This is a genomic window from Nocardiopsis sp. LDBS0036, assembly GCF_041228755.1.
Classification (GTDB): domain Bacteria; phylum Actinomycetota; class Actinomycetes; order Streptosporangiales; family Streptosporangiaceae; genus Nocardiopsis; species Nocardiopsis dassonvillei.
On sequence record NZ_CP141103.1, the window covers coordinates 741,118 to 758,831 of the forward strand.

The following is a 17,714-nucleotide window of genomic DNA, read 5'->3' on the forward strand; positions in this document are numbered from 1 at the left end:
GGGGCCAAGGCCCGCAGTGGGGCGGCCGGGCCGAGCGGGTACCCGGCGAGGCCGTCCGTGCCGGGCCCGCCGATCCCGACGGCGGTGGCCGCGGGCCCCTCGGCGCGGTGGGCGCCGACCGTCGGAGGGGCCAGCCGCAGCGCACGCCCCCCGGTGGGCGCGGAACGCTACGGCAGGAGCTGCCCCGGCCGGGGAGCGGGCAGCAGCGAGGGGCACACGCCGGTGTCCACACCGGGCGACCACAGCACCGACACCGGCTCTGGGTCGTCCACGCGCACACCCGCCGCCCGGAGCAGGTCGCCCTCGTAGGCCCAGGAGTGCGCGCGGAACAGCGGCCAGCGCGGATGCGCCACCCGGATCCACCACGTGCGCCCCGCGCGCCTGGTGTGCAGGCCCCAGCGCGCGGTCACGAAGCGCTCCAGCGGGGACTCGTGCTCCACCCGCTCCCCGACGGTCGCCCGCCACCGCCCCCGGGCCCCGCCCAGGGGCAGGCGGCGGCGCACCGCGCCCGCGTGCACGCCGCCGCGGCCCGCGTACAGGGACACGTCCGACCACATGTAGGGCACGCCCACCAGGGCCCGGGCGGCCAGGACGTTGTGCGCGGAGCTGGCGTCCATGGACAGGAAGACCACGCCCCGGCGGCCGTACCCGTCCACCGAGTACAGGCGCACGTTGACCTCGCCGAACCCGCCTACGGGAACCCCGGCGGCCGTGGTGTAGGGAACACGGAAGGGCACGAGTCCGACGTAGGTGGTCCCGTCCAGCACGTCGGGTCGGGTGTGCTCGGGCAGCAGCGGCGCCACCCGTTCGGGCGGGACGGCCCAGTGCACGAAGAGGGCGTTGCGCCACCCCTGGTACAGCGGCGCGGGCCCCGGCAGGGGCGGCGGGTCCAAGGGCGGCAGGGGTCGGCGGTCCGCGCGCGCTGGCTTCTTCCGCACCGGACGGACCTCCCGCTCCGCAGGGGCGCGGACCGCGCCCGTGTCGTGGCCGAGCCTACGCCCGCGTCGTCCGGGTCGGGACGCGGCCCCGCCCGTGTGTCCGGGAGAGCGGCCGTCCGTGCCGCGGGGTCGGGACGCGGCCCCGTCCGCGCGGAGCGCGGGGACGCGGGCGAGCCCGGCCGCGCCTGCGATGCGGGGAGGCGGCCACGCCTGTGGGCTGCGGTCCTTCGGCCGCCCCCCCCGGGCCGCTGCGCCGGGTTCGTGCCCGCGCGTCCGGGGTCCGGGCCCCGTTTCACCCGGCGCCGCTCCGCCTGTCCGCGGTGCGGCCCCTCAGCGCGGACATCCCCCGAAACGCGGGACCGCCCGCCCCGCGCGGAACGGGACGGGCGGACGGGAGAGCCGGTTCAGGTCACTCCAGGGTGTCCTTGAGCTTGTCCACGAAGCCCTCGCCCTTGGTGGCCTTGGACGGGCCCTTGACCGAGCCCTCGCCGCTGGGGCCGCCGTCGGTCCCGTACAGCGCGGGGTCCGGGGGCGGCGCGGAGGCCGGGCCGCCGAGCGGCTGGGGCTGGTCGAGGTAGCGCAGCTCGTGGCGGCCGTCCGGCGCGGGCCGGTGCGACCAGCCGCCGTTGGCGGCCGCCGTGCCGTCCGACAGGCCCCAGATCGTGTTGGCGTGCTCCTGGTTCTCCTCGTCGAAGAGCGCGTTGGGCGCGATCTCGCCCTCCATGCCGTCCTCCTGGAGCTCCTCGATCGCGGCCAGCCACATGTTCTGGTGGACGGTGTCGCGGGCCAGGTTGAACTGGAGCATGGCCTTGACACCGGGGTCGTCGGTCATGTTGTACAGGCGCGCGGTCTGGAGCCTGCCCTGGGCCTCGGCCGCGGCGTTGGCGCGGAAGTCGGCCAGCAGGTTGCCGCTGGCCACGATGTACTTGCCGTTCCAGGGGGTGCCGCCGGAGTCGGCCGGTACGGCGCCGCCGCCGGCGACGATGGCCTGCTGTGGGTTCATCCCGCCCACGACCGCGGCCACGGCCGGGTCCTTGACGGCCTTGGCCACCGTGGTGGCCGGAGCGCCCTCCAGCAGGCGCGCCACCATCGTGGCGAGCATCTCGACGTGGCCGATCTCCTCGGTGGCCACGTCCATGATCAGGTCCTTGTACTTGCCCTCGACGCGGCAGTTCCACCCCTGGAACAGGTACTGCATGGTGACGGTCATCTCGCCGTAGGCGCCGCCGATGAGCTCCTGGAGCTTGGCCGCGTAGAGCGCGTCGGGAGCCTCGGGCTTGGCCTCGAACTGCAGGTGTTTGGTGTGCCGGAACATGTCCACCTCATCACTGGGGGATGTGGCCGTCGCACTGCGTGCTTCCGACTCCGGCTACCCAGGGCCTCCGGCCGGTAACGCTGATTGGAGGGGATTTGGCCTTTCCGTGTACCCGCCCGTGTACCCGCGCCTGCCGTCCCCGGCCGCTCGGCAGAGGCCCCTTCCGACGGCGGCCCGCCCGCGTCCGCTCGGGTTTGTCGTACAGGGAGGGGGTAGATGCCGGTCCGCAAAGCACAACAGAAGGAAGAGGTGGACATGCTGGAGGCTTTATCTCCCCCCTGGCCGCTGGGGTGGAGCGTCGCGATCTTCGTCCTGGTGGCCGCGGTGACCGTGGTGGCCAGTGTGCGGATGACCTCCCTAGGCGACGTCCTGGCCGACCGCACCGGCTGGGGCGAGGCGGTCTTCGGCGCAGTCTTCTTCGGACTGGCCACGTCCCTGTCGGGGATCGTGATGACCGCGGTCAGCGCCCTCGGCGACCAGCCCGGACTGGCCTACAGCAACGCGGTCGGGGGCATCGCCGCGCAGACGCTGGCGCTGGCGGTGGCCGACTTCTTCTACCGGCGCGCCAACCTGGAGCACGCCGCTGCCTCCTCGGCGAACCTGCTCTTCTGCTGTCTGCTCATCGGCCTGCTGTCCGTGGTCGTGCTCACCGCACTGGGCCCGGACGTGACGCTCCTGGGGGTGCACCCGGCCTCGGTGGGGATGATCGCCTTCTACATGGGCGGGCTCTGGCTGATCAGGCAGGAGAACGAGCAGCCCATGTGGCAGGCCGTGCGCACCCGGGAGACCGTGGTGGACGTCCCCGACGACGACGGCACCGACGAGGAGGACGGCACCGGCACGGGCGTGCTGTGGGTGCGCTTCCTCGCGGTGGGCACCGTGGTGGCCGTGGGCGGGTGGGCGCTCGCCGAGGCTGCGGGCGTGATCGTGGAGTCCACCGGGCTCAGCGCTGGGCTGGTCGGCGCGGTGGCCATGGGCGCGGTGAACGCCATCCCCGAGACGGTCGCGGCGGTCGCCGCGGTCCGGCGGGGCGCGATGACCCTGGCGGTGTCCGCCATCATCGGCGGCAACAGTCTGGACGCGCTCAACGTGGCCGTGGGCGACGTCTTCTACCGCGGGGGTTCGCTGTACCACGCCGCCAGCGCCGACGAACTCTTCCTCACCGTCGGCGCGCTGCTGATGACCGTGGTCCTGCTCGCCGGGCTCATCATCCGCCAGACGAAGGGCTGGGGCCGGATCGGATTCGAGGGCGTGCTGCTGATCGTGCTCTACCTGGGAATCCTCGGCGTGCTCACGTTCTGACGCCGTCCGCGCCCCCGGCGCGGGCCCCGGGCTCCCCTTCAGCCCACCCGGTGCAGCCGGACCCCGTCCAGGCGCCCGTCCTCGGCCACCAGCGTCATGTACGTGTGGTGGGGCTGCCTGCGCCGGTCGGTGGGGGAGCCCGGGTTGAGCAGGCGCAGACCGGAGGGGGCCGTGGTGTCCCACGGGATGTGGGAGTGCCCGAACACCAGCACGTCGCAGTCGGGGAAGCGCTCCTGACAGCGCTTCTCGCGCCCGCGCGCGTCGCCGGTCTCGTGCACGACCGCGAAGCGCACCCCGCCGAGCGTGGCGCGGGCGACCTCGGGCAGCCGCTCGCGCAGGTCGGCGCCGTCGTTGTTGCCGTGGACGCCGACCAGGAGTTCGGCCCGCGCGTCGAGGCGTTCCAGGCTGGCCAGGTCGCACCAGTCCCCGGCGTGGATCACCGCGTCGGCCCGGTCGACCTCGCGCCAGACCTGTTCGGGCAGGTCGCGGGCGCGGCGCGGGATGTGGGTGTCGGACACGATCAGTACGCGCATGCGCGCAAGCGTAGGCGACGCGGGCGTCGGCCGCGCGCGGGTCGCTGCGCCGCTCGTGCCCGCGCGCTCACCCGCGCGGACGCGCTCCGGTCACTCGTCGGCGCCGAGGGAGTTGTACCCCTTGGCCCGCTCCTGACCCGACAGCGCGTGGATGGAGTCCATGATCCGGTCGGTGATCTCCCGGCGCGCCTTGCCCGGGGCGAGGTGGTCGTAGCCGGTGGAGAAGTCCAGCGGTTCGCCGAAGCGGATGCTGTAGGGGCGCGGGCGCGGCATGGAGGCGCCGACCGGCTGCACGTCCTGGGTTCCGGCCACGGCCACCGGCACGACCGGGGCCTTGGACTCCATCGCCAGCAGGGCCACGCCGGTGCGGCCCCGGTACAGGCGTCCGTCCCGGGAGCGGGTGCCCTCGGGGTAGATCACGCAGGCCTCGCCCTCGTTCAGGCGCTTCAGCATCATCTCCAGGGACAGCATGGCCCCGCGCGCGTCGCGGCGCTGCACCGGCATGGCGCCCAGGGAGGAGAACACGGTCTTGGTCACGCGCCCCTTGATGCCGGTCCCCTCGAAGTAGTCGGACTTGGCCAGGAAGCGCACCCGGCGCTGGGTGACCGACAGCGGGATGATCACGCTGTCGATGAAGGACAGGTGGTTGCTGGCCAGCAGGACCGCTCCGTCGGCGGGGACGTTCTCACGGCCCTCGACGGTCGGACGGCACAGGGTACGGGCGAGTACCGACACCGTCTGCCGCAAAGCACCGTAGAACACGTGTTCTCCCTCACCAATGGTCGGATGACGGAGTCCAATGTAAGGCCGACCCGTGGGTAACAACGGGTCGGCCACGAGGAGAGTGTTCCAGGTCACCACGCGGGGAGGGCGGGCGGAACAGGCCCGTGACGTGCGGGTTCCTGTGGGTTCAGTCGGCGCGGCGCCATTCGGCGTTGGCCCCGCACACCACCAGGCACGGCCGCTCGCCGGGGACGCGCCCCGCCAGCCAGGCGGCGAAGGGCACGGCCGCGGCCGGTTCGGTGGCGATGCGGAACTCCTCCCAGAGCCGGTCCTGGGCCCGCAGGATCTCGGCGTCGCTCACCAGGGCCCGGGTCACCGGGTGGGCGCTCAGCACCTCGAAGGGGACCCGGCCCAGGGTGGCCGCGCCCAGCGCGGAGGAGGCCACCGAGTCCACGGGGGTCTGCACGGGGTGCCCGGCGGCCATCGCGGCGTGCATGCTCGCGCAGCCCTCGGGTTCGGCGCCCACGACCTCGCGCCCCTCCGCGCCCAGGCGCACCCCGGCCACCAGTCCGCCGCCGCCCACCGCGACGACGATGGTGTCGCACTCGGGCGCGTCGGCGGCGATCTCCAGTCCGATCGTGCCCTGACCGGCCACGACGAGGGCGTCGTCGAAGGCGTGCAGGTAGCGCACGCCCTCGGCCTCGGCGCGGGCGCGGGCAGCCTCGGCGGCCACCGCGTAGTGCTCTCCCACCCTGACGACCTCGGCGCCGGTGGCGGCCAGCGGCGCCGCCTTGGCCTCGGGGATCGACTCGGGGACGTAGACCGTCGCGCGCACGCCCAGCAGGCGGGCGGCGGTGGCCACCCCCAGGCCGTGGTTGCCGCCGGAGGCGGTGATCACCCGGTCGGCTGCCTCCCCGCCCAGCAGGGCGTTGAGGGCGCCGCGCAGCTTGAACGCCCCGGTGCGCTGGAGGTGCTCCAGCTTGAGCGTCAGCGGACGCCCGTCCACCTCGGCGTGCATGACCGGGGTGCGGCGGGCGTAGGGGGCGATGCGTTCGGCGGCGGCACGGACATCGGTGGCCGTGGGCGCGGCGTGCGCGGTCGTGGTGCTCATACAGCCCACTGTGCCCCTACCGGCCATTAACTTAAAGTTGGGTCTGCTAAAGATCGTTAAGCGAAACTTTGTACCTGGCTTTGTGTGAAAGGAGGGCCGCCGTGCTGGACGCCAACCGGGTGCGGGTGCTCGTGGAGATCGCGCACGCGGGCTCGATCGCCGCGGCCGCCGAGCGCCTGTCCTTCACCCCGCCCGCCCTGTCCCAGCAGCTCACCAAACTGGAGCGCGAGGTCGGCTGCACCCTGGTCGAACGCGGCCGCACCGGGGCCACCCTCACCGAGGCGGGCAGGGTCCTGCTCGAACACGGCGAACGGGTGCTGGGGGAGCTGCGCGACGCCGAGGCCGCCGTGCGCGCCGTGGCCGGCGAGTCCCCCGAGCGCCTGTCCCTGGGGGCCTTCGCCAGCGCGGGCAAGGTCCTGCTGCCCGCCACCCTGGCCGCCTTCGGGCGCCAGCACCCCCAGGTGCGGCTGTCGCTGTCCGACATCGAGCCCCCGGGCGGGTACGGCCTGGTCGCCTCCGGGGACCTGGACCTGCTCCTGACCCACCGCTACCCGGGCGTGCCCCTGCCGCGCTCCGGGGGCCTGCACCGCGAACGCGTCCTGGTGGACCCGCTGCTGGTGGTCGTGCCCGAGGGCCACGCCCTGGCCGACCGCGACGTGGCGCTGGCCGACCTGGCGGGCGAGGAGTGGATCTGCGGGGCCCCGGGCATCTACAACCGGATCAGCCTGGACACCGCCGCCGCTGCCGCCGGGGTGAGCCTGAACGTGGCCTACGAGACCCGCGACTACGAGGTGGCCCTGGCCCTGGTCGAGGCCGGGGTGGGGGTGGCCCTGGTCCCGCTGAGCATCCTGCGCTCGGACCGCCGGGGCGGCTGGGTCAGCCGTCCGCTGCGCGGCACCCGCCTGGCCCGAGAGATCTACGCCGTGCACCGGCGCCGCCCGCCCGAGCCGGTCCCGGCGATGGTCGAACTCCTGCGCGGCGTCGCGTCCCGGGCGCTGGGCGGAGTCGGGGACGCGGCCGGGGCCCGCGGCGGCGGGGAGGCGGCCGGGACGGGCACCGGCGGCTCTCGCCCGGGCGGGGGAGCGGGAGACGAGGGCACCGGCGGGTCTCACAGCGGAGGGGAACCCGGCGGGCTGGGCGCGTTCCAGCGGTAGAGCAGCGCCAGCAGCCGCACGGCGAAGCACAGCACCGCCCCCACCACGGCGATCCACCCCCAGTTCAGGCCCGCCCAGTACGCGACGGCGACCAGGCCCGCGCCCAGCAGGGCGGGGACGGCGTACAGGCGCGAGTTGGCGCTCAGCACGGTCGGCACCCGGTTCAGCAGGACGTCGCGGATCGTGCCGCCGCCCACCCCGGTGACGACGCCGAGCAGGGTGGCCTGGAGGGGGCCGAAACCCAGCTCCAGGGCCTTGGTCGCCCCGATCACCGCGAACAGGCTCAGCCCGGCCGCGTCGAAGACGAGGATGGGCCGGTTCAGGTGGGTGAGCTGCCTGCTGAGGAAGAACGCGGCGGTCGCGCCCAGCAGCGCCGTGCAGATGTAGCGCCAGTCCTGGAAGGTCGCGGGGGTCACGCCGAGCAGCAGGTCGCGGATGACGCCGCCGCCCAGGGCGGTCACCACGCCCAGGGCCAGGACGCCGACGATGTCCAGGCGCGCGGTGCGGATGCCGGTCAGCGCCCCGTCGACGGCGAAGGCGAGGATGCCGACGAGGTCCAAGGCGAGGATCAGGGTCTGCGTGGACATGCGCGTGCGCCGGGGACGGCGGTTCCTTTCGGACGGGGCGGCGGCAGGGATGCCGATCGGCTATTCCACCACGTCCGGGACGCGTGTGACGCGCGCGGGTGCTGTGACGCGCCGTACAGAGGTTCCGCGTGCGGGCACGCGCTCTCCCGCCCCGGGTGGCGGAGCGTGTGGACACCAGCGGTCCGCGCGTCGGCGCCCCGGCCCGGGGCGTGTGCCCGCGCCCGGGCTCCGGGCGGAGGGACGCCCCGTCGGCGCGGTGCGCGGTGGCGCGTGTGCCGGGGGCGGCCCGAACCGAGGCGCGCACGGCCGCGACCGGGGCACCGTCGCCCCGGCCCGGACCGGACCGCGCGAACCCGGAGAATGACGGCGTGTCGGGACTTCCCCGGAACACGGGCAGGCGACACCATCGGGGGTGACCGGGACCCGGGCGGAACGAGGACACATGCAACACATGGACGCGATCGTCATCGGAATGGGGCCGGGCGGTGAGACCGTCGCGAGTCGGCTGCTCGCCGCCGGCAAGCGCGTGGCGGTGGTCGAGCGCGAACTCATCGGCGGCGAGTGCGGCTACTGGGCCTGCATCCCCACCAAGGTGCTGCTGCGCCCGCCGGAGGTGCGCCAGGAGGCCGACGGCGCCGCCGGGGTCTCCCGCCCGGACCTGCGCTGGCCCGAGCTGCGCGACTACCGGGACCAGATGATCCGCCACCTGGACGACTCCGCGCAGGTCCAGGGGTACCGGGACCAGGGCGCCCTGGTGCTGCGCGGCGAGGGGCGCGTCATCGGCCGCGACCCGTGGCGGGTGGCGGTGGGCGACACCGAGCTCACCGCCGACCACGTCGTCGTGGCCACCGGTTCGGAGGCGGTGCGCCCGCCGATCGAGGGGCTGGACGACCTGGACCCCTCCGTGGTGTGGACCAACCGCGAGGCCACCACCCTCACCGACGTGCCCGGCCGGGCCGTCGTGGTCGGCGGCAGCGCCGTGGGGGTGGAGCTGGGCCAGTTCCTGGCCCGGATGGGCTCCCAGGTCACCCTGGTCCAGCGCGGCCCGCGCCTGGTGAACCGCGAGGAACCCCGTCTGTGCGAACTGATCAGCGACCAGTTCGACCGCGACGGCGTCACCGTGCACCTGAACACCCAGGTCTCCGCGGTGGCCCGGGACGGGGACGGGATCCGCGCGACCCTGGACAACGGCGAGCACGTGGAGGCGGACGTGATCGTGCTCGCCACCGGCCGCCGCCCCCGCGGCGGCGGCCTGGGGCTGGAGGAGGTCGGGGTGGAGCTGGACCGCGCCAGCCTGCGCGTGGACGAGCGCTGCCGAGCCGCGCCCGGGCTGTGGGGGGTCGGCGACGCCACCGGCCGGGCCCTGTTCACGCACGTGGCCAAGTACCAGGGGCGCGTGGTCGCCGACAACATCCTGGGTAAGGACCGGGCCGCCGACTACACCGGCGTGCCGCGCGTGATCTTCTCCTACCCCGAGATCGCCGGGGTGGGGCTCACCGAGGCCCAGGCGCGGGAACAGGGGATCGACACGGCCACCGCCGAGGCCGACCTGCCCCAGACCCTGGCCCGGCCCTGGACCTACGACACCGACCCGCGCGGCACCCTGGGACTGGTCGCCGACCGCCGCCGCGGGGTGCTGGTGGGCGCGTGGGCGTTCTCCCCGATGGCCTCGGAGTGGATCCACACCGCGGCGCTGGCGATCCGCACCGGCCTGCCGGTCGCGGCGCTGCTGGACTCGATCCCGCAGTTCCCCACGTACAACGAGGCCTACCTCATCGCCCTGGAGAACCTCGAAATGTGAGGCGGCGGCACCGGCGTCCGGCGGGGAGGCCGGACGCCGTCCGGTGCCCGCGGCCCCGGTGCCCCGGGACGCGGACGCCTCGGGGGAGAGGCCAGGGTCGGCCGGTGCCCGAGGCGCGGACCTGCCCGGACGCGGAACGCACCGGGGGTGCGGGCCCGCCCGGCGGGGAAGGTCAGGCCCTCCCCGCCAGGGCGGCCTCCTCCTCGGCCTCCACACCGCGGTTCCACTCGGCCTTGCTCGACTGCCAGCCGTCCTCGTCGCGGCCCAGGCGCCAGTACCCCGACACCGACAGCTGTTCCTTGGGCAGACCGTGCTCGACACGCAGCAGACGGCGCAGGTCGCGGACGAAGGCGGCCTCGCCGTGCACGAACGCGTGGACACGGCCCTCGGGGAAGTCGAGGGCGCGCACGGCGGGGACCAGGACCGAGCCCACGGCCTCGTCCCCCCGGTGCAGCCAGTGCACGTGGACGCCCGGGCCGCCCTCCAGCTTCAGCTCGTCCTCGGGGCCGCCGACCTCGACGAACACGTGGGCGGTGGCGTCCGGGGCCAGCGCCTCCACGGCGGTGGCGATGGCGGGCAGGGCGCTCTCGTCCCCGGCCAGCAGGTGCCAGTCGGCCCCGGGGTCGGGGGAGTAGGCGCCGCCGGGACCCATCAGGCGCAGCCGGTCGCCCGGCCTGGCGCCCGCCGCCCACACCCCGGCCAGTCCGGTGCCGCCGTGGTGGACGAAGTCGAGGGTGAGCCGCCGGGCCTCGGCGTCCCAGTCGCGCACGGTGTAGGTGCGGGTGACCGGCCACTCCTCGCGGGGGCGCTCGGCGCGCACGCGCTCCAGGTCGAAGGGCTCGGGGTCGCCGGGCGCGGGCGGGGGGAAGAGCAGCTTGACGTAGCTGTCGGTGTGCCCGTCGGTGGAGAACGCGTCCAGGCCCTCCCCGCCCAGGACGACCCTGACCATGTGCGGGGTGATCTGCTCGACCGCCTCGACCCTTCCGGTGTGGACGGTCCTGGCCCGTCCCTGCCGCTGTGCCACGGCGCCCTCTTTCTTCCGGGGTGAGTTAGGTAAACCTAAGTAGGACTTACCGTAAGGCACAGGGACGCACCAGGGCAAAACCTGAGCCCGGCGGCAGCGGAACCGGTCCGCGCGGCGCCGCCGCCGGGCGGCTGCGGCAGCCCGCCCCGGGGCGGGACCGGCTCGCGCCTGCGGGGTGGTCAGATCGGGGCCGGAGCCCGCGCCTGCGGACCCGGGCCCGCTTCCGCTGCGGGCGGTCGACCGCGCCGAGTCGGATCGCGCCCGCCCGGGACGAGTCCGCTACCAGGGCCACCGCCGACACCGACAGCGACGCCGGTAGCGAGATCGCCGTGGGAAACCCCGCTGTCACGGCGCAGTGCGGGCGTGCGCCCTCAGGCGGCGTCGGGGCGGTCCTTGCCCGGGGCGCGGCCGACCACGGTGAACGCCGCGTGCAGCCGCCGGTCGTCCTCCGGAGCCCCCGCTCGCAGGGCCGCCAGCCAGGCCGCCGCGCCCGCCGTGCACCCGGCCGTGGCGACCTCCGCCCCCGACGCGGACAACGCCAGCTTGCGGGTGAGCGCCGAGCGCACCGGCTCGGACCGCGAGAGCACCCCGCCGGCCAGCACCACCGGCAGTCTCTCCCCGGGCGAGCGCACCTGGTGCACCGAGTGCGCCAGGTGTCCCGCGGCGGCCTCCACGATCACCTCGGCCGCCGGATCGCCCTGCGTGTGGGCCTCGCTGACCAGGGGCGCCAGCGCGGCCAGCGTGACCGGGGCGGCCGTGGTCAGGACCCGGGCGAAGTTGCGGGCGTGCTCCTCGGGCAGGTGGTTCCCTCCCTCCGAGGGACGCTGGCCCGGGATGACCTGCTTGGCCACCGCGCGCGCCAGCGGACTCAGCTCCCCGCCCCGGGACAGCTGCCGCGCCGTCTCCCGGGCCGCCTGGTGCCCGATCCAGAACCCCGACCCCTCGTCGCCGATGAGCCACCCCATGCCGTCCGCCGAACGGGTCCGCCTGCGCTCCTCGACCCGGGTGGCGATCGCCCCGGTCCCCGCGATCAGCACCGTGCCGTCGGGCCCCGGGGTGCCCGAGGCGAAGGCCACCTCGTCGTCGCCGGTGAACGCCGTGTTCTCCGGCGCCAGTCCCGCCCCGGCCAGAGCCCGCTCCAGGCGAGCGCGCACCGCGTCGTCGCGCAGCGCGGACACCCCCGCCAGGCCGACCACGCCGAAGGCCACGGCCCCGCGCGCCCGCGGTCCGGCCGCGTCGAGCGCTCCCGCCACCGCCTCGGCCAGCCGCTCGGCGGCCCGGTCCGCGCCGTGGGAGTTGGGGTTGGCGCCCCCGGCCCGGGCCTCGCCCAGCCGCTCTCCGGAGAGGGTGGCCACCAGCGCCCGGGTGGCGGTGCCCCCGGCGTCCACCCCCAGGACGAGTCCGCGCCGGTCGCCCGACTGGTCGGATCGGGCACGGGAAGAAGAGGAGATCGTACGTGTCACAGGGGAGAGGTGCCCCGTGGCACCGCGTATTACTCGTCACGGCGGCCCGGTCCGCGCGGCGGACGGGGAAGAGGCGGTCTGCCGCGGCGGCCGAGCACGGGGGGAACAGGCGTCCGCGCCGCGCGGGGGAGGTGCGCGGCACGCCGGGAAACCCACTGGCGCCCTCCCCGTGGCGGCTGAGAGGCTCGGTGCCATGACAGGAGCGCCACAGCACGACCCCTCCCGCCGAGACGACGCCCCCGCGTGGACCGTGCGCGAGGGCACGGAGAAGGACCACCCCGAGGCCGTCAGGGTCTTCTGCGAGGCCCTCAACCTCTCCGCCCGGGAGATCCTGGACAACGAACGCGACCACCCCACCACCGAGCACGACCGCACCCTGCTCGCCGTGGACGGCGACCGCGTCGTCGGTACCGCCCTGTCCCACGGCTTCGAGATGACCATGCCCGGCGGGCCCCGCCGCGTCGCGGGCGTGAGCGGCGTGGGCGTGTGGCCCACGTACCGCCGCCGCGGCGTGCTCAGCGCGCTCATGCGCCGCCAGCTCGCCGAGGTCCGGGACCGGGGCGAGAACCTCGCCGCGCTGTGGGCCTCCGAGGGCGGCATCTACGCCCGCTTCGGCTACGGCCTGGCCTTCCGCGAGACCAACGCGACCCTCCAGCGCGCCCACGCCCGCCTGCGCCCCGACGCGCCCCGGGACCCCTCCCTCACCCTCGAACTAGCCGAGACCGCCGAGGTCCGCCAGGAGGTGGAGCGGGTGTACCGCGAGGCGCTGCCCCAGCGCGCGGGCCAGCTCGCCCGCGACGAGCACTGGTGGAGCCTGATACTCCAGGACAAGGAGGCCGGCGGGCCCGGACGGCTGCGCGCGGCCCTGGTGCGCGGCCCCGACGGTCCCCTCGGGTACGCGCTGTACCGCGTCGTCAACCGCTGGGAGGACGGTCTCGCCTCGGGGCGGGTGGTGGTGCGCGAGCTGGCCTCCGTCTCCACCGCCGCCCGGGTCGCCCTCTACGAACACCTCCTGGACCGCGACCTGACCAGCGAGGCGGTCTTCGAGAAACTGCCCGGGGACGACCCCCTCACCGTCCTGCTGGCCGACCCCCGGCGCCTGGTCCGGCGGGACTTCGACGCCCTGTGGATGCGCCTGGTGGACCTGCCCGGCGCCCTGTCCGACCGCCCCTACGCCACCCCGGTGGACACGGTGCTGGAGGTCGCCGACCGGTACGCCCCCTGGAACGCCGGGCGCTGGCGCCTGGAGGCGGACACCGGCGGCGCCCGCGTGCGCCCGACCGACGCCGCCCCCGACCTCGCCCTGGACGCCTCCCACCTGGGCGCGGCCTACCTGGGCGGACGCACGCTGACCGCCTTCGCGGACGCGGGTCTGCTCACCGAGCACGTCCCCGGCGCGGCGGCCCGCCTGGACACCGCCCTGCACGCGCCGCGCGCGCCCTTCTGCGGTACCGACTTCTGAGCGCCCGGCCCCGCGCACCGGTCACGGTGCGCGGGGCACGCGGTCCCGTGCGTCCGTCATCACGCGGGCGACGGTCGGCTCCATGCGGCGGACGCCCCTGGGAGCCCAGCGGCCCCAAGCACCCCAGGGACCTCCAGTGGTACCAGGCACCCCGCGACCCTAGGGACCCCGAGTAGCCCCAAGCACCCAGGGAACTCCAGTGGTCCCAGGCGCCCCCGTGACTCCAGGGACTTCCAGCACCCCCATGACCCCAGGGATCCCCAGTGGCACAGACACCCCCCGGGACCACCGGGACCCGCTGGTAGCATGACGGCCATGGAGCTCATCGAGGTCGACAGACTCTAGCCACCGAACCGCCGGTGGCCTTCATCCGCGAGGGCGCGTACCGCGCCCCGGTGAACGACCTCGACCTCGTCGGGGGCGGTCCGTCCGCGTACGCCCCGCGGCGTCGCCGACCCGCCCCTCGACCCGGTCCCCTCCGGCGCGTCCATGACGCCGACCACCCATCGCGCCCCCGTGCGCGTGGTGACGTCCGCCCGCCTTCGAGAGCGGAGACGATCGGCACCCCGTCCGCGTGCGCGCGGCGACGGCCAAGGAGCCGTTGACGCGTTGACGGCTTCCGCCTCGTCCGCGTGCGCGCGGCGACGCCGATCCGACCGCCTCTTCGGCCCGCCACGGGTCGAACACGCACCCGCCCGGCACCACTCTGCCGGCGTTCGCGTGTTCCCCCGCCATCGACCCCGCCCCGCGGCCCGACCACGGAGTCGTCCGCCGCCGGGGACAAGGAGAGCTCCCAGCATGTCCACCAAGTCCGCCGTCACACTCACCGACCTCACCTTCGCCTGGCCGGACGGCACGGTCGCGATCGACCACGTGAGCGGCACCCTCACGACCGGGCGCACCGGGCTCGTCGGCCGCAACGGCGCGGGCAAGTCCACCCTGCTGCGCCTGATCGCCGGTCACCTGCGCCCCACCTCGGGGCGCGTCGACGCGGTCGGCGACGTCGGCTACCTCCCGCAGACCCTGACCCTGGGCACGGAGGCGACGGTCGCCGAACTGCTCGGCATCGACGCCACCCTCGCCGCGCTCCGCGCGATCGAGGAGGGCGACGCCGACGAACGCCACTTCGACGCGGTCGGCGACGACTGGGACATCGAGGCGCGCGCCGACGAGGCCCTGCACGAGATCGGGTTCACCGCCGCCGACCTCGACCGCCGCGTCGCGCAGGTCTCCGGCGGTGAGGCGGTACTCATCGCCGTCACCGGCATGCGCCTGCGGCGCACCCCGATCACCCTGCTCGACGAGCCCACCAACAACCTCGACCGGCCCACGCGGGCCAGGCTCGCCGCGTTCGTCGACACCTGGCCCGGCACCCTCGTCGTCGTCAGCCACGACCTCGAACTGCTCGAACACATGGACAGCACCGCCGAACTCCACGCCGGGAGCCTCGACGTGTTCGGCGGCCCCTACAGCGCCTGGAAGGAGCACCTCGAACAGGAGCAGGCCTCCGCCGTCCAGGCGGCCCGGTCCGCGCAGCAGGCCCTCAAGGTCGAGAAGCGCCAGCGCGTGGAGGCCGAGACCAAGCTCGCCCGCCGCGAGCGCACGGCCAGGAGGACGCAGAAGGACGGCGGCATCCCCAAGATCCTCGCGGGCAACCGGGCCAGCAAGGCGCAGGCCTCGGCCGGGGCGATGCGCTCGACCCTCGACGACAAGGTCCAGGCCGCGCAGGCCGCGGTCGACGCCGCCGACGCCCGCGTACGCGAGGACGAGCACATCCGCCTCACGCTGCCCGATCCGGACGTGCCGCGCGGCCGCCGCCTGGCGGAGTTCCACGCCGAGGGACGCACCGTCGTCGTCCAGGGTCCCGAACGCGTCGCCCTGGTCGGCCCCAACGGCGCCGGGAAGTCGACCCTGCTCCAGCAGCTCGTCCACGGCGGCGATCCGGTTCCGGGCCGCGCGCACGGCACGCTCCTGACCGACCGCGTGGGGTACCTGCCCCAGCGCCTGGACGGCCTGGACGACGCCGCGAGCGCGCTGGAGAACGTGCGGGCGGTCGCCCCCGGCACGCCGCCGGGGGAGGTCCGCAACCAGCTCGCCCGCCTGCTGCTGCGCGGGGACGGCGTCGACCGCCCCGTCGCCACGCTCTCCGGCGGCGAGCGGTTCCGCGTCTGCCTCGCCACGCTGCTCCTGGCGGAGCCGCCCGCGCAGCTGCTCGTCCTGGACGAGCCGACGAACAACCTCGACACCTCCAGCGTCGAGCAGCTCGCCGAGGCCCTCGACGCCTACCGCGGCGCGCTCCTGGTCGTCAGCCACGACCACGGGTTCCTGCGCAGGATCGGGATCGACACCGTCCTGGAGATCGGCCGGGAGGGCGGCCTGCGCCAGCGCGCCGAACTGGGGGACTGACAACGCCGTAACCTGCCGCCTATGCCCGAAAGCCCTGTGTAACAGGCGTTTCTCGGAGGGCGCCCGTTCGGTTGAGCGCTTCACGACGTCCTCCGGGGATCCCCGGAGGACGTCTGTCCCGGCTTGCGCGCACAGTGCTGAAGGGAGCGCCGACCGGAGACCACCACGACGCCCGCCGCTCCGGAAACCGTGGTCAGCGGCGGGCGGGTCGCGGCCGGGGTCCTGACAGACCCCGGCCGCGACCGAGCACGGGAGGGGAGGTGCGCCCCTGCCGGGTACTACGGGCGCCCGAGGTCGGCGGCCCCTACTCCACGGGGACCTCGAAGGTCCCGAAGTCCGCCGCGTGGAGCGTCACGGCGTCCGTCTCCGTCGGCGGCGCCGGGAAGTAGACGAAGACGCGTTCGGTGTGGCCGGTCTCCAGAGGCTGTACCGGCCACTGCGGGGTGGACAGGTACCGGGCGCGCTCCAGGTCCTCGGTCGGCCGGGGCCCACGCGCACGGCCCGGTAGCGCACGTCCTCGTTCCCGACGATGGTGAGGTTGAACGCGGTGAACCGCCCGCCCGGGTAGTCCCGGGAGTTGAGCGGGCGCAGCACCGGCGGGACCGTGCCGCCGGTGTCCATGTGGCGGATGTCGAAGACCCCGACGAGGTAGGCGCCGTCCCGGTACAGCGGACGCACACCGAGTTCGTACTCGGCGTTGCCCTGGACCAGGCCCGCCTCGGCCGTGTCGATCACCTCACCGTCCTCGGCGCGGAAGGGCGCCGGGGGAGCAGCGGCGCTGGTCCGGCCGTCGAGCGACCCGGTCCGCTGTTCGGTACCGGTCCGGGCGTCGCCGGGCTGCCTGATCTTGTAGGAGACCTCCACACGGCGGTTGGTCGCCCGTGCCTCCTCATCGTCGGCGCCGCCCTCCTCGACGAGGGGTTCCTCGGCGCCCCGCCCTTCGGTCTCGTACTCGTACTCGGTGCCCAGACCCTCTTCGAGGACCTCCAGGACGGCCTGGGCGCGGCGCTCGGACAGGTCCTGGTTGTAGTCGTCACCGCCCCTGCCGTCGGTGTGGCCGACGACGCGGATGGGCGGCCGCGACGGGTCGGCGTTCTCCCGGGTCTCCTGTACGACCTCGGCCAGCACGTCCTCGGCTTCGGGGGTGAGGGTGGCCTCGTCGAAGTCGAACAGTACGTCGGCGTGCAGGCCGATGGTCTCCTCGTCGGTGGTCGAGGTCCGGGTTCGGGAGGAGTCCTCGATGATGCTGTACAGGTCGCGGGCGTAGTCTTCGGGCTCGGAGGTCATCTCCGCCTCGCGCAGGGGGACGGCCACCGTGTCGCCGGGGTTGATGTCGGACGGGTCGATGCTGTCGCCGGGCGGTTCCGCCGGGGGTTCGCCGTCGATGACCGGGATACCGGTGAACTCGCCGAACGAACCGTTCACGACCAGGGTGATCCGCTCGGTGTCCTCGGGCAGCGGGGGAAAGTGCACCTGGTACTCGTAGTCGGCGTCCATCACCCAGTGCGGGACCACCTCGCTGCCGATGGTGGTCTCCCCCGACTCGTCGCGGACCGGCGAGTAGAAGGCCTGTTCAAGCGGATCGACGAGGTTGAAGGCGCTGTGCTGGCGGTCGAGGGCCCCGGTGCCGAAGGGGGCGGGCAGGATCAGGTCCTCCCTGTCCTCGTCCTGGTCGTTGAGGGGGGTCACCGTGAACCGCAGGACGCTGCGGTCCTCCCAGCGTTCGACGTGGTGCACCGAGATCCGGGTCCGGAACAGGTTGGACCCGATCAGCCCTTCCCGTACGTAGGGCCCCTCCGGGTAGTCCGCGGTGTCCTGCCGTCCTTAGCTGTCCGGTTCGGGGCGGGGCTCGTCCCGGGAGCCCGGCAGGGTGCAGCCCGAGACCAACAACGTCA

14 protein-coding genes are annotated in these 17,714 nt (G+C 74.7%); 5 read left to right on the forward strand and 9 right to left on the reverse strand.

Going from position 1 to position 17,714, the window contains the following annotated elements; all coding sequences use genetic code 11:
- Positions 1–167: 167 nt before the first annotated feature.
- Both UIS43_RS02925 and UIS43_RS02930 read right to left on the reverse strand, forming a co-directional pair.
- The gene (locus UIS43_RS02925) at positions 168–938 is read right to left on the reverse strand and encodes a DUF2071 domain-containing protein (protein ID WP_013152882.1); all 771 of its coding nucleotides are present in this window, start codon (positions 936–938) and stop codon (positions 168–170) included.
- A 409-nt stretch (positions 939–1,347) separates the two neighbouring features.
- Positions 1,348–2,253: a manganese catalase family protein gene (locus UIS43_RS02930; RefSeq protein WP_013152883.1), complete on the reverse strand. Its 906-nt coding sequence runs from the start codon at positions 2,251–2,253 to the stop codon at positions 1,348–1,350.
- A 216-nt stretch (positions 2,254–2,469) separates the two neighbouring features.
- On the opposite strand from UIS43_RS02930, the gene UIS43_RS02935 reads away from it, so the two are divergent.
- Entirely contained in the window at positions 2,470–3,555 is a 1,086-nt protein-coding gene (locus tag UIS43_RS02935; protein WP_198048850.1) for a sodium:calcium antiporter, read from the forward strand.
- Positions 3,556–3,593: 38 nt separating this feature from the next.
- Here UIS43_RS02935 and UIS43_RS02940 read toward each other — a convergent pair whose 3' ends face one another.
- The 3 genes from UIS43_RS02940 to UIS43_RS02950 form a co-directional block, all read right to left on the reverse strand.
- Positions 3,594–4,088 (reverse strand): metallophosphoesterase, encoded by a 495-nt coding sequence (locus UIS43_RS02940; protein WP_013152885.1) that lies wholly within the window; start codon positions 4,086–4,088, stop codon positions 3,594–3,596.
- A gap of 90 nt (positions 4,089–4,178) precedes the next feature.
- A complete protein-coding gene (locus UIS43_RS02945; protein WP_370012371.1) occupies positions 4,179–4,850 on the reverse strand; it encodes a lysophospholipid acyltransferase family protein in 672 nt (223 codons plus the stop codon).
- Between the two features lie 148 nt (positions 4,851–4,998).
- The gene (locus tag UIS43_RS02950; RefSeq protein ID WP_013152887.1) at positions 4,999–5,922 is read right to left on the reverse strand and encodes a serine/threonine dehydratase; all 924 of its coding nucleotides are present in this window, start codon (positions 5,920–5,922) and stop codon (positions 4,999–5,001) included.
- Positions 5,923–6,023: 101 nt separating this feature from the next.
- On the opposite strand from UIS43_RS02950, the gene UIS43_RS02955 reads away from it, so the two are divergent.
- A complete protein-coding gene (locus UIS43_RS02955) occupies positions 6,024–7,076 on the forward strand; it encodes a LysR substrate-binding domain-containing protein (RefSeq protein WP_370012373.1) in 1,053 nt (350 codons plus the stop codon).
- Here the strand turns inward: UIS43_RS02955 and UIS43_RS02960 are convergent.
- A complete protein-coding gene (locus tag UIS43_RS02960; protein ID WP_370012375.1) occupies positions 7,031–7,663 on the reverse strand; it encodes a trimeric intracellular cation channel family protein in 633 nt (210 codons plus the stop codon). The genes UIS43_RS02955 and UIS43_RS02960 overlap by 46 nt on opposite strands.
- Before the next feature lie 442 nt (positions 7,664–8,105).
- Between UIS43_RS02960 and UIS43_RS02965 the strand changes: the two genes are divergently transcribed.
- A complete protein-coding gene (locus UIS43_RS02965) occupies positions 8,106–9,464 on the forward strand; it encodes an NAD(P)/FAD-dependent oxidoreductase (RefSeq protein WP_013152890.1) in 1,359 nt (452 codons plus the stop codon).
- Positions 9,465–9,636: 172 nt separating this feature from the next.
- Here UIS43_RS02965 and UIS43_RS02970 read toward each other — a convergent pair whose 3' ends face one another.
- Both UIS43_RS02970 and UIS43_RS02975 read right to left on the reverse strand, forming a co-directional pair.
- Complete coding sequence (locus UIS43_RS02970) at positions 9,637–10,488, reverse strand: siderophore-interacting protein (RefSeq protein ID WP_013152891.1); 852 nt, start codon at positions 10,486–10,488, stop codon at positions 9,637–9,639.
- 371 nt (positions 10,489–10,859) lie between these two features.
- Positions 10,860–11,876: an N-acetylglucosamine kinase gene (locus tag UIS43_RS02975; RefSeq protein WP_071622002.1), complete on the reverse strand. Its 1,017-nt coding sequence runs from the start codon at positions 11,874–11,876 to the stop codon at positions 10,860–10,862.
- Positions 11,877–12,144: 268 nt separating this feature from the next.
- Here UIS43_RS02975 and UIS43_RS02980 point away from each other — a divergent pair, with 268 nt between their 5' ends.
- Positions 12,145–13,413: a GNAT family N-acetyltransferase gene (locus tag UIS43_RS02980; RefSeq protein ID WP_370012377.1), complete on the forward strand. Its 1,269-nt coding sequence runs from the start codon at positions 12,145–12,147 to the stop codon at positions 13,411–13,413.
- A 798-nt stretch (positions 13,414–14,211) separates the two neighbouring features.
- Positions 14,212–15,819: an ABC-F family ATP-binding cassette domain-containing protein gene (locus tag UIS43_RS02985; RefSeq protein ID WP_370012379.1), complete on the forward strand. Its 1,608-nt coding sequence runs from the start codon at positions 14,212–14,214 to the stop codon at positions 15,817–15,819.
- A 351-nt stretch (positions 15,820–16,170) separates the two neighbouring features.
- On the opposite strand, the gene UIS43_RS02990 is transcribed toward UIS43_RS02985, so the two are convergent.
- Positions 16,171–17,556: an OmpA family protein gene (locus tag UIS43_RS02990; protein ID WP_370012381.1), complete on the reverse strand. Its 1,386-nt coding sequence runs from the start codon at positions 17,554–17,556 to the stop codon at positions 16,171–16,173.
- Positions 17,557–17,714: the final 158 nt, after the last annotated feature.

What these genes read in the sequence shown, in the direction of transcription:
- UIS43_RS02980 (WP_370012377.1), top strand. Translation starts at nt 12,145, where the DNA reads ATGACAGGAGCGCCACAGCACGACCCCTCCCGCCGAGACGACGCCCCC.
- UIS43_RS02940 (WP_013152885.1), bottom strand. Translation starts at nt 4,088, where the DNA reads ATGCGCGTACTGATCGTGTCCGACACCCACATCCCGCGCCGCGCCCGC.
- UIS43_RS02960 (WP_370012375.1), bottom strand. Translation starts at nt 7,663, where the DNA reads ATGTCCACGCAGACCCTGATCCTCGCCTTGGACCTCGTCGGCATCCTC.
- UIS43_RS02985 (WP_370012379.1), top strand. Translation starts at nt 14,212, where the DNA reads ATGTCCACCAAGTCCGCCGTCACACTCACCGACCTCACCTTCGCCTGG.
- UIS43_RS02930 (WP_013152883.1), bottom strand. Translation starts at nt 2,253, where the DNA reads ATGTTCCGGCACACCAAACACCTGCAGTTCGAGGCCAAGCCCGAGGCT.
- UIS43_RS02935 (WP_198048850.1), top strand. Translation starts at nt 2,470, where the DNA reads ATGCCGGTCCGCAAAGCACAACAGAAGGAAGAGGTGGACATGCTGGAG.
- UIS43_RS02950 (WP_013152887.1), bottom strand. Translation starts at nt 5,922, where the DNA reads ATGAGCACCACGACCGCGCACGCCGCGCCCACGGCCACCGATGTCCGT.
- UIS43_RS02965 (WP_013152890.1), top strand. Translation starts at nt 8,106, where the DNA reads ATGCAACACATGGACGCGATCGTCATCGGAATGGGGCCGGGCGGTGAG.